Annotated in this window: 12 protein-coding genes and 2 pseudogenes; 10 read left to right on the top strand and 4 right to left on the bottom strand. The window is 52.8% G+C overall.

Annotation, left to right across the window (positions count from 1 at the left end; all coding sequences use genetic code 11):
* Positions 1–206: 206 nt before the first annotated feature.
* Positions 207–1241: an AI-2E family transporter gene (locus ABLU96_RS11235; protein WP_004119683.1), complete on the bottom strand. Its 1035-nt coding sequence runs from the start codon at positions 1239–1241 to the stop codon at positions 207–209.
* A gap of 525 nt (positions 1242–1766) precedes the next feature.
* On the opposite strand from ABLU96_RS11235, the gene mdtJ reads away from it, so the two are divergent.
* The 3 genes from mdtJ (at position 1767) to ABLU96_RS11220 (ending at position 4707) form a co-directional block, all read left to right on the top strand.
* Complete coding sequence (mdtJ, locus tag ABLU96_RS11230) at positions 1767–2129, top strand: multidrug/spermidine efflux SMR transporter subunit MdtJ (protein ID WP_004851286.1); 363 nt, start codon at positions 1767–1769, stop codon at positions 2127–2129.
* Positions 2116–2445 (top strand): multidrug/spermidine efflux SMR transporter subunit MdtI, encoded by a 330-nt coding sequence (gene mdtI, locus ABLU96_RS11225; protein WP_004851284.1) that lies wholly within the window; start codon positions 2116–2118, stop codon positions 2443–2445. The genes mdtJ and mdtI overlap by 14 nt, the downstream gene beginning before the upstream one ends.
* 105 nt (positions 2446–2550) lie before the next feature.
* The gene (locus tag ABLU96_RS11220; RefSeq protein WP_047723738.1) at positions 2551–4707 is read left to right on the top strand and encodes a bifunctional diguanylate cyclase/phosphodiesterase; all 2157 of its coding nucleotides are present in this window, start codon (positions 2551–2553) and stop codon (positions 4705–4707) included.
* A 4-nt stretch (positions 4708–4711) separates the two neighbouring features.
* Here the strand turns inward: ABLU96_RS11220 and ABLU96_RS11215 are convergent, their stop codons facing one another.
* Positions 4712–5524: a serine protease gene (locus tag ABLU96_RS11215; protein ID WP_014229539.1), complete on the bottom strand. Its 813-nt coding sequence runs from the start codon at positions 5522–5524 to the stop codon at positions 4712–4714.
* Between the two features lie 825 nt (positions 5525–6349).
* Between ABLU96_RS11215 and ABLU96_RS11210 the strand changes: the two genes are divergently transcribed.
* A complete protein-coding gene (locus ABLU96_RS11210) occupies positions 6350–6622 on the top strand; it encodes a hypothetical protein (RefSeq protein WP_224226504.1) in 273 nt (90 codons plus the stop codon).
* A 112-nt stretch (positions 6623–6734) separates the two neighbouring features.
* Here ABLU96_RS11210 and asr read toward each other — a convergent pair whose 3' ends face one another.
* On the bottom strand, positions 6735–7160 hold the full coding sequence (gene asr, locus ABLU96_RS11205) for an acid resistance repetitive basic protein Asr (protein ID WP_009654716.1): 426 nt from the start codon (positions 7158–7160) through the stop codon (positions 6735–6737).
* Positions 7161–7334: 174 nt separating this feature from the next.
* Positions 7335–8822, bottom strand: a complete 1488-nt coding sequence (locus ABLU96_RS11200) for a carboxypeptidase M32 (protein ID WP_064405927.1) — start codon at positions 8820–8822, stop codon at positions 7335–7337.
* Positions 8823–9565: 743 nt separating this feature from the next.
* Between ABLU96_RS11200 and ABLU96_RS11195 the strand changes: the two are divergent.
* The 6 genes and pseudogenes from ABLU96_RS11195 to ABLU96_RS11170 all read left to right on the top strand — a co-directional run.
* A pseudogene (locus ABLU96_RS11195) lies at positions 9566–9706 on the top strand (type VI secretion system contractile sheath small subunit); the annotation flags it as partial.
* A gap of 396 nt (positions 9707–10102) precedes the next feature.
* On the top strand, positions 10103–12598 hold the full coding sequence (gene vgrG / locus ABLU96_RS11190) for a type VI secretion system Vgr family protein (protein WP_075912732.1): 2496 nt from the start codon (positions 10103–10105) through the stop codon (positions 12596–12598).
* A 252-nt stretch (positions 12599–12850) separates the two neighbouring features.
* Complete coding sequence (locus ABLU96_RS11185) at positions 12851–14818, top strand: hypothetical protein (protein WP_064406716.1); 1968 nt, start codon at positions 12851–12853, stop codon at positions 14816–14818.
* A gap of 1 nt (position 14819) precedes the next feature.
* A complete protein-coding gene (locus tag ABLU96_RS11180; RefSeq protein ID WP_064406713.1) occupies positions 14820–15080 on the top strand; it encodes a PAAR domain-containing protein in 261 nt (86 codons plus the stop codon).
* The gene (locus ABLU96_RS11175; RefSeq protein WP_348862507.1) at positions 15080–16513 is read left to right on the top strand and encodes a hypothetical protein; all 1434 of its coding nucleotides are present in this window, start codon (positions 15080–15082) and stop codon (positions 16511–16513) included. Before ABLU96_RS11180 ends, ABLU96_RS11175 begins: the two co-directional genes overlap by 1 nt.
* Before the next feature lie 6 nt (positions 16514–16519).
* Positions 16520–16993, top strand: a pseudogene (locus tag ABLU96_RS11170) (type VI secretion protein VasK); the annotation flags it as partial.

Below are 16993 nucleotides of genomic sequence, written 5' to 3'. Positions count from 1 at the left end.
AGAACTGGCCGGTTCTTTCTGACGGAGTAATCATACAAGCCCGGACAGATGCGCCGCATCGCCTCCGGGGAAGTTCAGCGGCTCCGCGCTCTGCTCCCGGGGGCGGCGCAAAGCGCCTGCCCGGGCTACAGGTTAAGGGTCGTCTGCGGGCCGGTAGCCCGGACAGATGCGTCAGCATCGCCTCCGGGGAAGCGTGCGCAATGGCGTTAGTTTTTACTCAAATCACTCAGCAGAAAGGCAATACTTTGCCCGGCCACCGTCTGTTCGAGGGCGATTTTGACGATAATCGTCAACGGTACCGAGAGTAGCATACCCACCGGGCCCAGCAGCCAGCCCCAGAAGATCAATGACAGGAAGACCACCAGCGTCGACAGCCCCAGCCCGCGGCCCATAATGCGCGGTTCAAGAATATTGCCGAACACCAGGTTAATCACCAGATAGCCTGCCAGGACCACCAGCGCTTCGTACAGACCGCCAAACACCAGCACCTGCAGGATCGGCGGGATCGCCGCGAGCACCGAACCAATGTTGGGAATGTAGTTGAGCGCAAAGGCCAGCAGTCCCCACATAAAAGCAAAGCGGACGTCCAGCAGCACCAGCATTCCCCAGACCACCAGGCCGGTCACCAGGCTGATGGCGGTTTTTAACACCAGGTAGTGGGAGACGCTATCCAGCGCGCGCTGAATCGCGCCCATTCCCTCCACCGGCCGCGACATCAGCTGCTGCAGCTTCGCGGGAAGCTGCGGCACTTCCAGCAGCATAAAGACCACCGTCAGCAGCAGCAGGAAGATAGAGGACATCGCGTTGGAAAGCTGGGTGAGCAGGCCGGTCACCAGCGTCATCACCGCGTTGGGGTCAATATACTTGTTCAGCTCCACCACCGACACGGTAAAGCCGAAGCGCTGTAGCCAGGGCGCAACGGTCTGCATCGGTTCATAGAGATAATTACGGTACTGCGGCAGGGTGCGCGCAAGCTCGTTAAGCGACGTGCCGAGCGAGGCCAGCAGCACAACGGCCAGCAGGACAATCACGCCGACCAGGAGCGAAATAGCCAGCACCCGCGGTACCCGGCAGCGCACCATGAGCTGAACCAGCGGGTTTATCACCACCGCCAGAAAGATCGCCAGAACAAAAGGAACGATAATATCCGCCGCGAAGCGAATGCCTGTCAGGATGATAACCAGCATGCCGAGCATGATGACTATTTTTAAGCCGTTAAGCGTGATGATGGGTTTGGCCATACCGCTCCCTGCGAGAGAAAAAATGGGGTCTAATGTGAGTCATTGTAGACGTTGGCAAAGTCGGCGTCTCAGCGCGTCGCGTCCGCTAAAATGAAAAAAAACGACCAATTAATCAATAATGGCCGGAACGATATCATAATGGTGATTGCGATCGGAAAAAACTAATCCAAATCAAATACCAGAGGTAAAGAACTGCAAAGACTTTGAGTTAAATGTGGCGTTATGGTACAAATCTGCGTGTGTATAACTACAGAGGACAATTTTGATCCGCAAATGACGAGAAGCAATACCGCGGATAATTGTAATTTTATGGACAATCAGTTCAGGATGTATATTTCTTTTCACCCTGCAGTATCCCTCTCTCACTCCCGCTTTCTCGGCGAGCAGCACTGGCGCTCGGCGCTTTAGTCTTCTTCTCTCTGCCTGAGCTGGCGCGCTGCGCACGGCTAATTTAACGTCAGAATTTTTCCGGTTTACTTCTCTGTAAGCCGCCATGGATTATATTCTCAAGCAGGAGAAGGGATCATGTTTTATTGGATTTTATTAGCTTTAGCTATCGTTGCTGAAATTACCGGCACGTTGTCGATGAAATGGGCAAGCGTAAGCGGCGGCCATACTGGTTTTATTTTAATGCTGGTCATGATCGCGCTTTCTTATATTTTTCTGGCTTTCGCGGTGAAAAAAATCGCCCTCGGCGTGGCCTATGCCCTCTGGGAGGGGATCGGCATTTTACTGATCACTATCTTCAGCGTCCTGCTGTTTGATGAGACGCTGTCGACGATAAAAATCGCCGGCCTGGTGACCCTGGTCGCCGGGATTGTTTTGATTAAATCGGGGACGCAGAAAGCGGTGAAGCCGGGCAAGGAGAAAGCGCATGCAACAGTTTGAGTGGGTCCACGCCGCCTGGCTGGCGCTGGCGATTGCGCTGGAAATTTTGGCCAACGTTTTTCTGAAATTTTCCGACGGCTTTCGACGTAAATTCTACGGCATTATGTCGCTGGCGGCGGTCCTGGGCGCCTTTAGCGCGCTTTCGCAGGCGGTCAAAGGAATTGACCTGTCGGTGGCCTATGCGCTGTGGGGCGGTTTCGGTATCGCGGCGACCATTGCCGCCGGCTGGGTGCTGTTTGGCCAGCGGCTGAATCATAAAGGCTGGGCCGGTCTGCTTCTGCTGGTGGTCGGCATGGTGTTAATTAAACTCGCCTGATATGATGCCGCCTGTGAATGCGGGCGGCAAATTCTGCTCTCTGTATTACGCTTAAAAAAGAGCCAGTTCGGCGTATTTTGCTGCCGGCCGATATGAGGGCAGAACATGATTCATTTGCCAGGCTGGCGCAATATTCCCTCCGCCAGAACGCTGTCCATCATGATTGTCCTCGCCGGGATCGGCTTAATCGTGTCCATTGTTTCGCTTCTTTATCTCACCCAACACCTGATCGGCCTGAAAGCAAACGAAATTGATAAGCATCGTTCCGTGCTATCGGTGGATGGGGCGGTGCAGACCTCGGTGAACCGCGTGCTGTCGCTGGTGATGGATAACGCTATCTGGGATGATGCGGTGCATCAGACCTATGCCGACAGGCTCGATCCGCAATGGCTCTACAACTCATGGGGATCGGGTTTTAAAATCAATAATCTCTATGACGGCACTTTCGTACTCGACCAGCACTATCGGGTGCTGTGGGGATCGTTTCGCAGTGAGAGCTTTACCGAGCAGGATACCCAATTCCTCGGCAACGGTTTTCGTGCGCTTATCTCGCAGCATGCCGCCGCGCTGCGCAGCGGTAAAAGCGCTTATGCCGGCATCACGCGAACCCGCGCCGGTATTGCGTTTATTGGTATTGGCCTGATTCGCCCGACGGCAGGGCGGCTACAGGTGCATGATGATACGCGTCGCTATCTGGTGATCACCCGCCATATCAACTCGCAAATGCTTGAGCGCCTGGGCGACACGTTTCAGATTCGCAACCTGCACGTCACGCCAGGCGGCGGTGAATACAGTATTCCGCTGCGCACCCAGGCCGGGGAGATCGTGGGTTACCTGAGCTGGCAGCCGGGGCTTCCCGGCGCGGAAGCCGCGCGGGCGGCCTCCGACAGTATGCGGCTGATTGCCGCCGTGGCGGCTGGGCTGATCCTGCTGTTTATTCTCTTCAGCTACCTCGGGCTTTACAAGCTGGCGCGCGGCGAAAAGCTGGCGCGCGACAGTGCCATGACCGACTGGCTGAGCCGCCTGCCAAACCGACGGGCGCTGATCGAACGCCTTAACCAGGTGTGCGAAACCTCCCAATACCAAATGCAAAGCGTGGTATTTATCGATCTCGACGGCTTTAAGGATGTTAATGATAACTACGGCCATGACGTTGGCGATGCGCTGATTATTCATATCGCTAAAGAACTTCGGGAGCGCGTTCCGCCTGAAGGGATGCTGGCGCGTATGGGCGGCGATGAGTTCGCGATGACGGTAAGCGGCGAACAGGCGGTAAATCAGGCGCTGGCTTTTGCCTGGGCGGTACTGGAACTGTTAAAAGCGCCCGTTATCCTCAACGAGCGAAAAATTTATATCAGCGCCAGTATCGGTATCGCCAGCGGCCTCCCGGCAAGCTGCTCCAGCACCGAGCTTTTTCGCCGCGCTGATATTGCCATGTACCATTCGAAGAAAACCGGCAAAGGGCGCACGACCTGGTATGACGAAGCGCTCAGCGACGCGCGGCAGTATCAGCTGAATATCGAAAATGGCATTCGTCAGGGACTGGAGAACGAAGAGTTTGATGTCTGGTATCAGCCGATTGTCAACGCCGATACGCTGGTTATGGAAGGCGTGGAAGCGCTGCTGCGCTGGCCGCGGCGTCCTCAGGGGGCGCTGCCGCCGGATGCGTTTATCGGTATCGCCGAAAGTAGTGGTTTGATCTACGCGCTTGGCCAGTTTGTGCTTGAACGCGCCTGTAGCGAACTGCAGCCACTGGACGATCTGCTGCTGTCGGTGAATATCTCCCCGGCGCAGTTCCGCGATCCGGAGTTTGAGTCGCGGGTGGTGCAGGTGCTGGGCCGCTGTCATTTCCCGGCCCGTCGGTTACAGCTCGAAGTCACGGAGAGCTACGTTCTGGAGAATCCCGAGCGGGCGAAGTCGGCCATTGAGAATTTAAGGGCGCTTGGCATCGCGGTGGCGCTCGATGATTTTGGCACCGGCTATTCCAGCATCGGCTATTTACGCAGCTTCAGCTTCGACAGTCTTAAAATCGACAAGTCCCTGGCCGGTCTGGTGGATGTGGATACCCAGGCGGCGGAGCTGGTGCGCGGGACCGTCCGTATTGCCGGAGCGTTAGGCATCACGGTGGTGGCGGAGGGCGTTGAGAATCAGCAACAGCTGGCGCTGCTGCGGCGGGCGGGATGCGACAGATTGCAGGGTTTCTTCTTCAGTGAGCCGATGCCCGTCGCGTCGTTATTGCAGCTGCGCCAGCAGCAAGGCTGACCGCTTACTGGGCAGCCAGCGCTTCAAGCTTATCGCGAAAGCCGGTGACGGAGATGGCGCGGTTGTCCGCCCGCCAGCGATCTTTTGGTCCAGGCGCCGAACTCTGCACCGCAATCACCTGCCAGCCGTCGTCGGTTTTCAGCAGCAGCGGCGAGCCGCTATCCCCCGGCAGCGTATCGCACTGATGAGAGAGCACCGATGTCTGCGCCCAGCCGGTGACTACGCAATCCTGGTGGGTATAGAGATTATCCAGATGATCTTCCGGATAGCCAGACTGAGTCACTTTTCGTTCTGCGGTTTTTAGCGCGGCGGTCAGATCGGCTTTGCTGCCGCTAAAAATCGGCACCGGCGTAATGCCGGAAGGGGCGTAGCGCAGCACGATAAGGCCAAAATCCCACGGCGCCGCGGCGCTGGGAACTATCCAGCCATCGCCGTCCGCCTTAAGCCGTTTCCCCAGCGAAGGATCTACGCGGCCTTCAATACCGTGAATTTCGTACACCCAGCCGCCTTTACGCGAGATAAAACGCAGCGCGACGGGTTTATCCGGTTTGCCTTTGGGCGGCGTGAGCAGGCAGTGCCCGGCGGTGAGCGCCAGATTGGGGGCGATAAGCGTGGCGGTACAGAGATTACCGCTGGCGGTTTCCAGTTGCCCAATCGCATCCCAGGGATCGTCCGTGGGGTTGCTGACCGGTTTTCGGTCGTCATGACCAAAAAACAGCGTCTTAATATCTTTTGCACTCATACCATCATCGTCGGCCTGGACCAGCGCTGGAAACAGGGAAATTGAACACAGTAATAACAGGACGTCTCTACGCATATCACTCTCTGGGGAGATAATTATGTATATTGAAAGTAGCAGCAGATTTAAGTTTATGAAAGTTAAGAATAATTTTAATTAAGCCAGGCGGCAGGCGAAATCAGCAAAAAACGCCAGTCGCTTACGGATGAATGGCGTGAATTCAATATGTTAACGCCATTTTCCTGCGGCGTTATTTCCGCAGAAAAAGGCAGCGGAAGCAACATAAATCGTGTATCCGAACGTACAACAGGCGGGTGCCGAATAAAGGATTTTCGGTTCAGCTTTTTCTCAAGGCAGTTAATGGCGAAAACGGCCAATATCACGCAAAAAAAGAGATATCTTCACAGGAAAATCGGACTTCTTTACCTGTTTATCACTTACTTTCAAAGCGAAACATTTTCTCACCGAAAACGTTGTTATTGCTATCACCTTGTTGAGCAAACAGAGATGTTATCCCGGCGATGATATCTGCAATGTCAAACACCCGATGTACGGGAGGATTTATGTCTAAACAAGGTATTCGCGCATTGGTTTACGTTTCGCTGGTATCAGCAATGATTTGGGGCGCGACGGGCTATCTGCTGGTGACGGCGGTTCACGTTCTTTAATCCGCGGCCTCACCGTGGTGGAACCAGGCAGGTTTAAGCGGCGGGCTGAGCGCGTTTTGCGGCCAGCGCCGCCCGTTCCGGCGTTTGATTGATAGCTAAATCCCCGGGCAGGCCGCCGGTGTTCTCGTCAGCAAAATTTTCGTCCCTTACATTTTCTCTTCCGGGCGCTAACGCTGCCGGCACTATTGCGTGAAGGTGCCGTTGCGCAGCAGGTGGCAACAAAGCGTAGCGGGTGATGGCAGGTTTGGTGACCGCATTAAGCGACCCCAACGATATTCTCTTTTTTCCGCAGTCTATTCATATCGCCGACGGTATCGGCTGCTGTCTGGGGCTGTTGACGGCGGTGTGGGTGCGTATCGACCGGAGCGTGCTTTCGCTTGATATTCTGGCGGTTCGTCGTTGGCTAACGGCGCGTTACGTCAAACGTTTGACGACGGTCTCGGCGACAACCTGTGGCAGCAATAGGTTTAGTAAAGAAAAAAACGGCTGGCGACCAGCGCGCAGATAATCAGCAGGATCAGGATGAGCTCAAAACGATAGCGCCGCAGCATGGTGCTCTCCAGAAAAAAACGGCGCTGAAGCCAGCGCCGATATCATATCACATCGCTTAACCCGGGAGATTAAGCAGCCGGTTGTGCAGCTGGTTTAGCGGTATGATGTTTGGTGGTTTTGTGGTGTTTTTTCGCTGCCTGTGCTTTCTGAGCTACTGGTTTAGCAGCGGCTTTTTTGTGTTTCTTAGCGGCCTGAGCTTTCTGGGTGGCAGCCGGTTTAGCTTCTGCTTTTTTGTGCTTTTTAGCGGCCTGCGCTTTCTGGGTGGCAGCGGGTTTAGCGGCTGCTTTTTTGTGCTTTTTCGCAGCCTGCGCTTTCTGCTCAGCAGCCGGTTTCGCAGCGGCGGTATGGTGTTTCTTGTGGTGGGTCGCTTTAGCGGTGGTGCTGTGAGTTGCAGCAGCCGGCGCCGGAGTCGTGGTGGTGGCAGCATCGGCAGCGAAAGCAACAGAAGACAGACCCATTGCAGCGGCAACGACCAGAGCTAATACTTTTTTCATTCTGATATCCTCGAAAAGGTTTCTTGTTTCAACCCCACTGCGGGGCCGTTGAAAGAACTATATGCCTGTCTTATCGAGGTTTCCGTGAGTGTTTGGTATCGGCGTGTAACCATATGTACAACGCGCTGCTACAACAATGGGACACGGCGTCGGGCGCGGCCCGACGCCGGTGATTTACAGATAACGCGAGGTAAGGTGCTGGCGGAAATAGTCGCTGTTAAGGTCTTCTCCGGTTGCATGCTGAATCAGCTGCGAGGTGGTAAAACGGCTACCGTGCTGCCAGATATTTTGCCGCAGCCAGTCAAACAGGGCGCTGAAGTTACCGTTGGCGATATCGCTTTCCAGCTGCGGCAGCGCCCGTCTGGCGGAAGCCATCAGCTGAGCGGCGTACATCGCGCCAAGCGTGTAGGAAGGGAAATAGCCAAAACCGCCGTCGGTCCAGTGGATATCCTGCATACAGCCGTCGCGATAGTTGCCGAGGGTGGAAAGTCCCAGCCAGTGCTGCATTTTTTCATCCCACAGCGCCGGAATATCCTCGACCTCAATATCGCCATCAATCAGCGCGCGTTCAATTTCGTAGCGCAGAATAACGTGTGCCGGATAGCTCACTTCGTCAGCGTCGACGCGGATAAAGCCTGGCTTGACGCGCTGATTCCATGCGATGAAGTTTTCGTGGCTAAAGGCCGGCTGTTCACCAAAGTACTGGCGTACCGTTGGCAGCAGGCGCTGCAGGAAGGCGTCGCTACGGCCAAGCTGCATCTCGAAAAACAGGCTTTGCGATTCATGGATCGCCGTGGAGCGGGCGAGGGCAATGGGCTGATCGAGCCAGTTGCGCGGCAGGTTTTGTTCATAGCGCGCGTGGCCGGTTTCGTGAATGACGCCAAACAGCGCGCTGAGCAGGTCGTTTTCGTTGTAGCGCGTGGTGATACGGACGTCCTGGGGCACGCCGCCACAGAACGGGTGGGCGCTGATATCCAGGCGTCCGCCGTCAAAATCAAATCCCAGCACGCGCATCGCTTCCAGCCCCAGCTCGCGCTGGTCGGCAATCGGAAACGGCCCTTGAGGTTCGATGAGCGGCGTTTGCGCCTGCTTCTCAACCACCGTCTCCAGCAGCGAAGGAAGCCAGGATTTCAGGTCCGCGAACAGTACGTCAAGACGGGCGCTGGTCATATCGGGTTCAAAAATATCCAGCAGCGCGTCGTAGCGGGAGCCGCCTTTTGCCGCAGCCCGAATCTGCGCCTCTTCGCGACTCAGTTTGACGACGTCACGCAGGTTCTCGGCAAAACCCTGCCAGTCGTTCGCCGGACGCTGGCTACGCCAGGCGTGCTCGCAGCGGCTACCCGCCAGCGATTTCGCTTCCACCAGGCTTTCCGGCAGCAGCGCCGCCTGTTCGTACTGGCGGGTCATTTCGCGCAGGTTGGCCTGTTCCACATCATTTAGCTCTTCCTGAAGCGCATTCTGCAGCCATTCACCCACTTTTTTATCGGTCAGGATCTGATGCTGCAAAACGCCAAGCTCGGCCAGCGCTTCGCCGCGGGCCGCGCTGCCGCCGGGGGGCATCATGGCGAACATATCCCAGCCGGCGATGGCGGAAAGATGCGAGAAGCGGGAGAGTCGCTGGAAGGTCTTTAGAAGTGACTGATACGGTGAACTTTTTTCCATACTGTCGAATCCTGTTGGGTGTGTTTGCATAGGTGAGACTTAGCAGTATTCCATCACAATTTCTTTACCTTTCCCACAATGAAAAAACCGGGTATATCTGGAAGAAATCCCGCTTCCCGTAGTGACAGCAGCGGGCAGCATTCATCCACTCGGTCCGATAGCAGTAAACCGTTCAGATAGACCTGCTGGTCGTTGACGTTGAAGAGAGAGATTGTAGGCCGTAATAACATAATTTTGCATAAATGGGGGACAATGCTTTCTTCTTAACAATGCTCAGTGGTTAGTCGGAATAAATAATCTCTGGCTGATAAGGTGGTTATTATTTGCGGTTTTTATATTTATCCTAAATATCATTGTTTATAACGATATTAAAGTTCGGCTTTAGACTGCTTCAATGTTCATAAATGGTAAGGAGAATTTGATTGCTCTTACTTTTGACAACTATATTTTTGTGCTGTCGATAATATTTATATTCAGTAAGTATTGATTTAAATCAATCATACCTAACTATTTATATATGAATTGGGAATTTATTCATAAAGTGAAGGTGTATAGCGGATGGTTTACTGGCAAAGGCCTGTTGAAACTTATGTCAAACATCACACCCGGTTGATTGACCACTTTTAATTCTTTGTTCTACAATGAATTTCTGTTGGGGTGATGCTTCAAACCCATGTTTCCTGAGGGCAGGTATTACCGACATTTAACCCGGAGGTCAGTCTTACGGAGCTTAAACCCTCTGGCTGGCGATGCGTCATTTATTACGCAAACTCAAATCCAGCCCACCTGGTAACGCAACATTCAGAAAAGATCCTGAAAAGATTCTGCAAGACCCTGCGATATCTCAGGGATTATGCGGCGAAATAAATGAGCTGGCTCCAAAATTGGTGACGTGCATTATTTTATGGGTTCACCGGGAATATTCTCGTACCGGACCACTCCGACATCCCAGCTTTATTCGACGTAAAAATATCGGCTCTGAACATCCGCGAACGAGCGGGCCGGCAATACAGACAGTCCGCCAGTCAGACCTGATGCGCTTTGGTAAGTTAGCAGCGACGGGCGGTAGCGTGCCAGAAAACGATAAAGAGAGTCTCTGGAAAATCCAGCCATTCTGCTACGACGATTTAATCATTGCTGTACCCGCGCCAGGGAAGGGGGCCTGAGCAGGGTGTACGGACAAATCCTGGGCGTGGATTGGCCGCTGCCGTAGGGCGACCCGGAGCCAGAATGAAATGAAGAGGAGGGATTGTGATGGCATTTGATGAAGAGGTAACCGAATGAGTGATATACCCGCTTTGCTATTCAGCCACAGCCACCATCTGTTAACGGTGCGCGGCTGCAGCGCCTTTCTGGACGTGCTGAGCTTTGAAGGTGAGGAGGCCCTGAGCGAACCGTTCAGATACGTGATTGAGTTCACCAGCGCCGACAAAACCATCACGCCGCAGCAGATGCTGATGCAGGACGCGACCTTCACCCTGCAGGCGCCTGCGGACCAGGGTTTCGGGATTAACATTCAGCAGCCGGTGCGCACGATTCAGGGCGTGGTGACGGCGTTTGAGCGCCTTTCCGCATCCCGCGACGAAACGCACTATTCCCTGACCCTGCAGCCCCGTCTGGCGCTGCTCTCCCGGAGCCACCAGAACCGGATTTACCAGGATATGTCGGTGCCGGATATCGTGGAGCATATCCTGCGTACCCGCCACGCCATGCGCGGGGAGGACTTTGTCTTCACCCTGGCACAGGCGTATCCGCGTCGCGAGCAGGTGATGCAGTACGGCGAAGACGACCTGCGCTTTATCACCCGCCTGCTGGGCGAGGTCGGTATCTGGTTCCGCTTCACCGCCGACACCCGGCTGAACATTGACGTGGTGGAGTTTTACGATGACCAGCGGCACTACGAGCAGGGGCTGGTTCTGCCGTCGGTGCCGCCCTCCGGCCAGCACGACAGCGGTACCGAGTCGGTGTGGGCGCTGAAAAGCCAGCATAACGTGGTGCAGCAGTCGGTGTTCACCCGGGACTACAACTACCGCAACACGCCGGAGGAGATGAGCCAGAGCGCGGACGTGACGTCCGGCGACGTCACCACCTACGGTGAGGCGTATCACTGGGCGGATAACTACCTGGCGCCGGGCAGTGACGGCCAGCGCAACCCGGAGCCGGAGAGCGGGGCGTTTTATGCCCGTCTGCGCCACGAGCGCTACCTGAACGACCAGACCCGGCTGAGCGGCAGGACCAGCAGCGCGGCGCTGGCGCCGGGCCGGGAGCTGAAGGTCACCGGAGGCGCTGAGGTGACGGAGGTTTTCCGCCAGGGCGTGGTGATTACCGGCATCCACAGCCGCGCCCGTCGCGACCGCAGCTATGAGGTGGCGTTTACGGCCATCCCGTTCTCGGAAAATTACGGCTTCCGTCCGCAACCGGGCGACAGGCCGGTCATGGCCGGCACGCTGCCGGCGCGGGTGACCAGTACGAAAACCAACGATATCTACGGCCATATCGACCGCGACGGCCGTTATAAGGTCAACCTGCTGTTTGACCGCGACCACTGGCAGCCGGGGGAAGAGAGTCTGTGGGTACGTCAGGCGCGCCCCTATGCCGGGGACACATACGGCCTGCACCTGCCGCTGCTGGCGGGGACGGAAGTGGCCATCGCTTTTGAGCAGGGAGACCCGGACCGTCCGTATATTGCCGGTGTCCTGCACGACTCGGCGCACCCGGACCCTGTCACCATCCGGAACTATAAGCGCAACGTCCTGCGGACCCCGGCGAACAACAAAATCCGCCTCGACGACGCGCGTGGCAAAGAGCACATCAAGGTCAGCACGGAGTACGGCGGCAAGAGTCAGCTGAACCTGGGGCATCTGGTGGACAGCGAAAAACAGCCACGCGGCGAGGGGTTTGAGCTGCGGACGGACAGCTACGGAGCGATACGGGCCGGGAAAGGGATATTCATTACTGCTGATGCACAATCGAAGGCGCAGGGACAGCAATTGGCGATGGAACCGGCGATGTCGCGGCTTTCAGCGGCACTAGTGGAAATGCAGTCACTGGCTGCCAGCGCACAGCAGGCACAGGCGCTGGCTGCGGATGTTGGACGTCAGCAGACGTTGCTGCAACAGAAGATAGAGCAGCTTCAGAAGGAAGTACTGCTGGGAACGGCCCCGCAGGGTGTGGCGCTGGCAAGCGGTGACGATATGCTGCTGTCGGCGCAGGAGAATCTGACGCTGATTGCAGGTCAGCAGCTGGATATGGGGGCGCAGAAGGACTTCACAGTGGCGGCGGGTAAACAACTCAGTCTCTGGAGTCAGAATGGGGCGAAGTGGTTTGCGTCGCGGGGGGATATTGATATTCAGGCGCAGGGCGGACATATCACCACTTGGTCAACGCAGGACACGCATATTTCGAGTGGCAAGAAGCTGGTAATAACGGCACAGGATGAACTGACGCTGATATGCGGGGGCGGATATATCAAAATCAAAGGTGGGAATGTTGAAATTGGCGGTCCTGGAAAGTTGCTGATAAAAAACACCGGTATTAAGAAAGCAGGTTCGGGTAGTATGCAGGGAGTAATGAAGTCGTTTGAGTCGGGAAGTTTTGATGAGAAGTTTGTCATTCGAAATTCTCTGACCAAAGAACCTTTAGCCAATAAGGCATATTCAATAACCATGCCGGATGGAAGGATTGTTTCAGGGGTGACAGATTTAAATGGTTCTACATCATTAAATACCTCGGATGTCATTGATGATATGACTATCACTCTTATTAAAGGTAAGTAAGGTCTCAGTCTTTATTTGTGGGAGAGCGAAATGTTACTGATGATTTATTCTTTGTTAATAATTTATGCGCTAATCGCAGGAAGTTTGCTTACATTAGTTTCATGGCTTTGTTGTAAGAGAGTTCATGGTTTGCGTATCATATTGCTGATTTGGTTTGGGTGTATCTGTGTGGCGTTTGTTGCTTTGTATGCTCTGCAATTTACTGAATTTGGTCTCATACGATAATGCTATGTTTTCAAAACAGGAGGTAGTATGGTACATAAGACTGAGCCAGTTAGAGAGTTAGAGATTAAATATGATGATAATGGCCATCCTTCTTGGTGTTCTTTTCCATCGCATAAGAATGTTCAGGTTCGTGGAGCTTGCGATGTGCCGCCTCATCTGCCTGGGCTTATAATACTTGTCCATGGTGTTAACTCCACAGGTGAATGGTATCAAAAAGCAGAGTCTGCATTATGTGCAGGATTGAATAAACGCCTTGGACTTGAAGGCACTAATTTTGAGTTAAAGGCTAACATATATAGTGGGGATGACAAGATAGAATTAGATGAGAAAGGCGTCGAAAAAAGAACTCCAATGTCTCCATTAGTAGAAAGGAAATTAGTCACTGACAATGGCCGGTCACCTGTAATTCGATTTTATTGGGGCTATTCATCACCATTAGGTGACGAAGATAAGTTTGTTATTCCTTTGGTAAGTATTAAGGGTGATGACTATCATCAGATGAAGCGAGATGGCATCCCATTGTATGATATTTTGAAAAAAGGTCCTTATATATGGGGCGGCGGTCCCTTTCAAAATGGCACGAATAATCTTCATTCACTTTGGAGTAAAAAAGGATTCAATGAAGATTTAGCCAATATACCTGGTGCAAAAGTTCAATATGGTAATGAAGACAAAGATCGCTTACTAACCACAGCACCACCACGAAACTATTATGCTCATGCCGCGAAGCGGTTAGCTGATTTATTGGATCTTATTCGAGAGAAATATCCTAAGGATACAGTCACCATAATTTCACATAGCCAAGGAACTATGGTTTCAATGGCTGCTACTGCACTGGCAAATAAAGCACCTGATACTCTATTTATAATGAATTCACCTTATGCCCTTCATAATAGTCAATTGAATGCCTTTTCAATGCCTCCTGAAGAATGTATTTCTCCATCTGGTCGAGAAAGTACTCTGTCAGCAATAATTGATAAAGTTGCACTTCAATCAACACATTTATCTTCGTTAGGCTATGAGGGGTTGTGTGTAGGTCAATCACAGGATAATAAAAACTGGAAGCCCGATATAACTCTTGTAGCTTCTGACAAAAATGAAACGAGAAATATCCCGGAAAGAGATAATCACGGGAGGACTTATGTTTATTTCAATCCACATGACAGAGTTATGGGTTCCCTCCCTCTGCATTCGGTAGGGTGGCAAGGTTTCCCAAATGATGAAAAAGGGAATCCTCATCCACTTATCACCCAGCATAAGGGGTATTTATTCCAGCGAATGCTTGCCAGAAATACACCTTGTGGTATAGCTCCCGAGTCAAAAACTCCATTTGGTCGATTGCCAGATGGTAAACCCTTTTGGGATGATGAAGGAGATGAATATCAGAGCAGTGGTTTTGTGTACCCAGATCCACCTCACTGGCAAACTGTATTTATTAATGCCGAGGAAGTCCCTGAGCCAATTAAGGAAAATGAACTAAGTGATTTCGATAAAACAAGAGTTGGTGCTGAGCATGGCCCACAGGAAAAAAACGGTTGGGGAGAGCGTGATCCTAAAACTGGTTATAAGAATGACGATACTTACGATAATTTCATTAATTTGTATCCCGATCAGGATATCGTTATTGGTGTCAAAAAACAATCGGAATATGGTACTTACGGTAGCGTAACTCCAGTAACCCGTAAGGAGACGTTTGACGAAAAAGATCGCAGGATACGTTCATATGTCGCACAACCTACAGATCATAGTACTTTACCCAGTAATTTAAATTTTATGGCACGAGTCGTTGCTTATGATTTACCCATTGGTTACTGTGAATCGGGTTGGGATAGGGCTTTTATCACTGATCTACGCCGTCGAGCAGACTGGACTCAGGGACTGGATACATATTTAAAAACCGGAATTCCAAACAATGTTACTGAGCCAGAAATAATCAGCACAGAAACAGCATTGGAAGAAATGATTCGTGTGAAGACCAAAGAATACGGATATTGATATGGGAAAGAAAATAGTTGTTCTTGGCGATGCTACCTCGCATGGAGGAAAAGTAGTCTCTGTATCATCTACTTTTGAAATTGAAGGTAAAAATGTTGCACTGCTGAATGATTCGGTGTCCTGTCCGGAACACGGTTCTAATCCGATAGTGGAATGCGATATGAGTTATGAGGAAAACGGTAGGGGAATTGTGGCGCATGGTTGTAAGAGCGCCTGTGGTTCCGTGATCTACGCTAGTTTGCCGGATGTGGAGATAGGTTGATGGGCTGGTCATTACCCGAGGTTCCCGCGAGGCCAGATACGCAACCCTGGTCGCCCTGGGTATGCCTATCAATTACTTTCGCCGGTGTATTTATCGCGTTAGTTCGGGTGGTACTGCATTCACCCTCCGGTAGTTTACCAACGCTTGCAAGCGGCTACTGGCTACCACTGACCGGATATACTTTGGTGGGTGTTACAATTACCATAACCTTTTATTTGTTATGCTGGGAAATACAGACTTTCCGCGTCCGTAACTGGAATAACTGGCGACGAAATATGCACCTGGCCTGGCAACGTCAAGCACACCTGCATTTATGCGTGACCAGGCATGTGGTATTAACCGCAGACCCACAATTGCTTTCTCGACTAGCGGGTGTTGCGTCTGAAAGCAGCGACGAAACATCTTTATTAACATTGCTTCCCGAAGAAGCTTTTATTCCTGGTATTTCACGCTTTGAACAACTTTGTCGTTTATTAATAAACCAGATTAAAACAATACTTTCTCAGGCCTATCCTTCAGGTCCGTTAACGGTGATAATACAGACATCTGCTTCTGATAAAAAACAGGAAATTCAGTATTTTTCCCTTCTCTGGGAAGATGAAAAATTGCCATGGATGCCAGATATTCATGCCTTATCCAATTCGTCAATTTTTAATAATTGGAATAAATTCCTGTCTACTGCTCGTTATCCATTGCTTGTACTGGCGCTGCATTACCGCCAGCCGGAGGAAGCCTTAGCGGAATTTGCCTGTGCGTTGTTGCTGTTGCCTGAAGCGATGCTTAAATCGTCAGAACAGCGCGATGCGGTGCGAGTATTTCGCGCCATGCCGCTGAATACTGGTGCATTGCCCCGCGAGCTGGCTGAATTGCGCGATATGGCGCAGCAGCCTTCTGGTGTAAAACATCTGGTCTGGCACAGCGGGTTATCTACGTCGTCCGCACAGGCGCTGGGGCGGGTGGTTAATGAGTTACCTCTGCCCCTGCATACTGATATTGCAGCCGGTGGCATTATCGATTTTGCGAAAATCAGCGCAGACTACGGGCATCTGGCGGGATGGCTGATGGTAGCTGCAGCAGCAGAGATGGTCAATTACGGTCCGGGAAGCCACTGGCTGCTACAGGCGGATGACAAACGGGCCGGCGCAATGGTCGTCGGCAATAATCTGCCGGTTATCTGTGATGAAGATGTGAACATACTCCCGTTGCCTTATCCGGCGGGTTCACTCTGCCCTGCCGTATTGCTCAACGTGGCGGCTTTTGGGGGCGTTGCCCGTTTTTTTCCGGACTGGCTGTTCTCCTGGTGCGGCGTGCTCAGTATGTTACTGTCGCTGGCAGTCACTCTACCCGGTGCTGTTTTCCTGCTGCGCCACGCCCTCACTGCTCTGCAACGCCCCCACTTTATTCAGGCTGCCGGACTTGCCCGCAAGGAATAATCCAATATGAAAAGGTTTTTATACATCCTGGGAGCGGGTCTCTGTGTCCTGGTTGTTTTGTTGGCGCTGTTGTTTATTCTGGCCCAGACAACTCATCTTTTTTTTGAATGGACGGGTGAACGCGTATTCTGGATTTCGCTGTTGGGTGCGGTTTTTCTGACCAGTCTGTTGAGCGTGCTGATTTTTTTTCTTATCCCTTTCCAAAAAAACGACACCCCGGTGACTCCGCAGTGCAGTCGCCCGGCAGGCGAGGGGGCTTGTACACAGGAACGAGATATCTCCCTTTCTTCGATAAAAAAGCACCTCCGCCGTCGCTACAACCTTTTCTGGCGCAGTCAGGTCCGCCTGCTGCTGGTCTGTGGCGAACCCGAACACATCGCCGCCATCGCCCCCGGTCTGGCGGAAAAACAGTGGCTCGAAGGCCGCCGCACGGTGCTGATTTACGGCGGCAGCCTGTCATCGGCGCCGGACACCGGGCGC

The organism is Klebsiella sp. CN_Kp106 (assembly GCF_040064575.1).
In the GTDB taxonomy this organism is placed as follows: Bacteria; Pseudomonadota; Gammaproteobacteria; order Enterobacterales; family Enterobacteriaceae; genus Klebsiella; species Klebsiella michiganensis.
The sequence above is the reverse complement of the archived record's forward strand: the minus strand, read 5'-3'. Positions and strand labels throughout refer to the sequence as shown.

Coding starts and splice junctions, on each gene's coding strand:
- ABLU96_RS11235 (WP_004119683.1), bottom strand. CDS start 1,241: ATGGCCAAACCCATCATCACGCTTAACGGCTTAAAAATAGTCATCATG.
- mdtJ (WP_004851286.1), top strand. CDS start 1,767: ATGTTTTATTGGATTTTATTAGCTTTAGCTATCGTTGCTGAAATTACC.
- mdtI (WP_004851284.1), top strand. CDS start 2,116: ATGCAACAGTTTGAGTGGGTCCACGCCGCCTGGCTGGCGCTGGCGATT.
- ABLU96_RS11220 (WP_047723738.1), top strand. CDS start 2,551: ATGATTCATTTGCCAGGCTGGCGCAATATTCCCTCCGCCAGAACGCTG.
- ABLU96_RS11215 (WP_014229539.1), bottom strand. CDS start 5,524: ATGCGTAGAGACGTCCTGTTATTACTGTGTTCAATTTCCCTGTTTCCA.
- ABLU96_RS11210 (WP_224226504.1), top strand. CDS start 6,350: ATGGCAGGTTTGGTGACCGCATTAAGCGACCCCAACGATATTCTCTTT.
- asr (WP_009654716.1), bottom strand. CDS start 7,160: ATGAAAAAAGTATTAGCTCTGGTCGTTGCCGCTGCAATGGGTCTGTCT.
- ABLU96_RS11200 (WP_064405927.1), bottom strand. CDS start 8,822: ATGGAAAAAAGTTCACCGTATCAGTCACTTCTAAAGACCTTCCAGCGA.
- vgrG (WP_075912732.1), top strand. CDS start 10,103: ATGAGTGATATACCCGCTTTGCTATTCAGCCACAGCCACCATCTGTTA.
- ABLU96_RS11185 (WP_064406716.1), top strand. CDS start 12,851: ATGGTACATAAGACTGAGCCAGTTAGAGAGTTAGAGATTAAATATGAT.
- ABLU96_RS11180 (WP_064406713.1), top strand. CDS start 14,820: ATGGGAAAGAAAATAGTTGTTCTTGGCGATGCTACCTCGCATGGAGGA.
- ABLU96_RS11175 (WP_348862507.1), top strand. CDS start 15,080: ATGGGCTGGTCATTACCCGAGGTTCCCGCGAGGCCAGATACGCAACCC.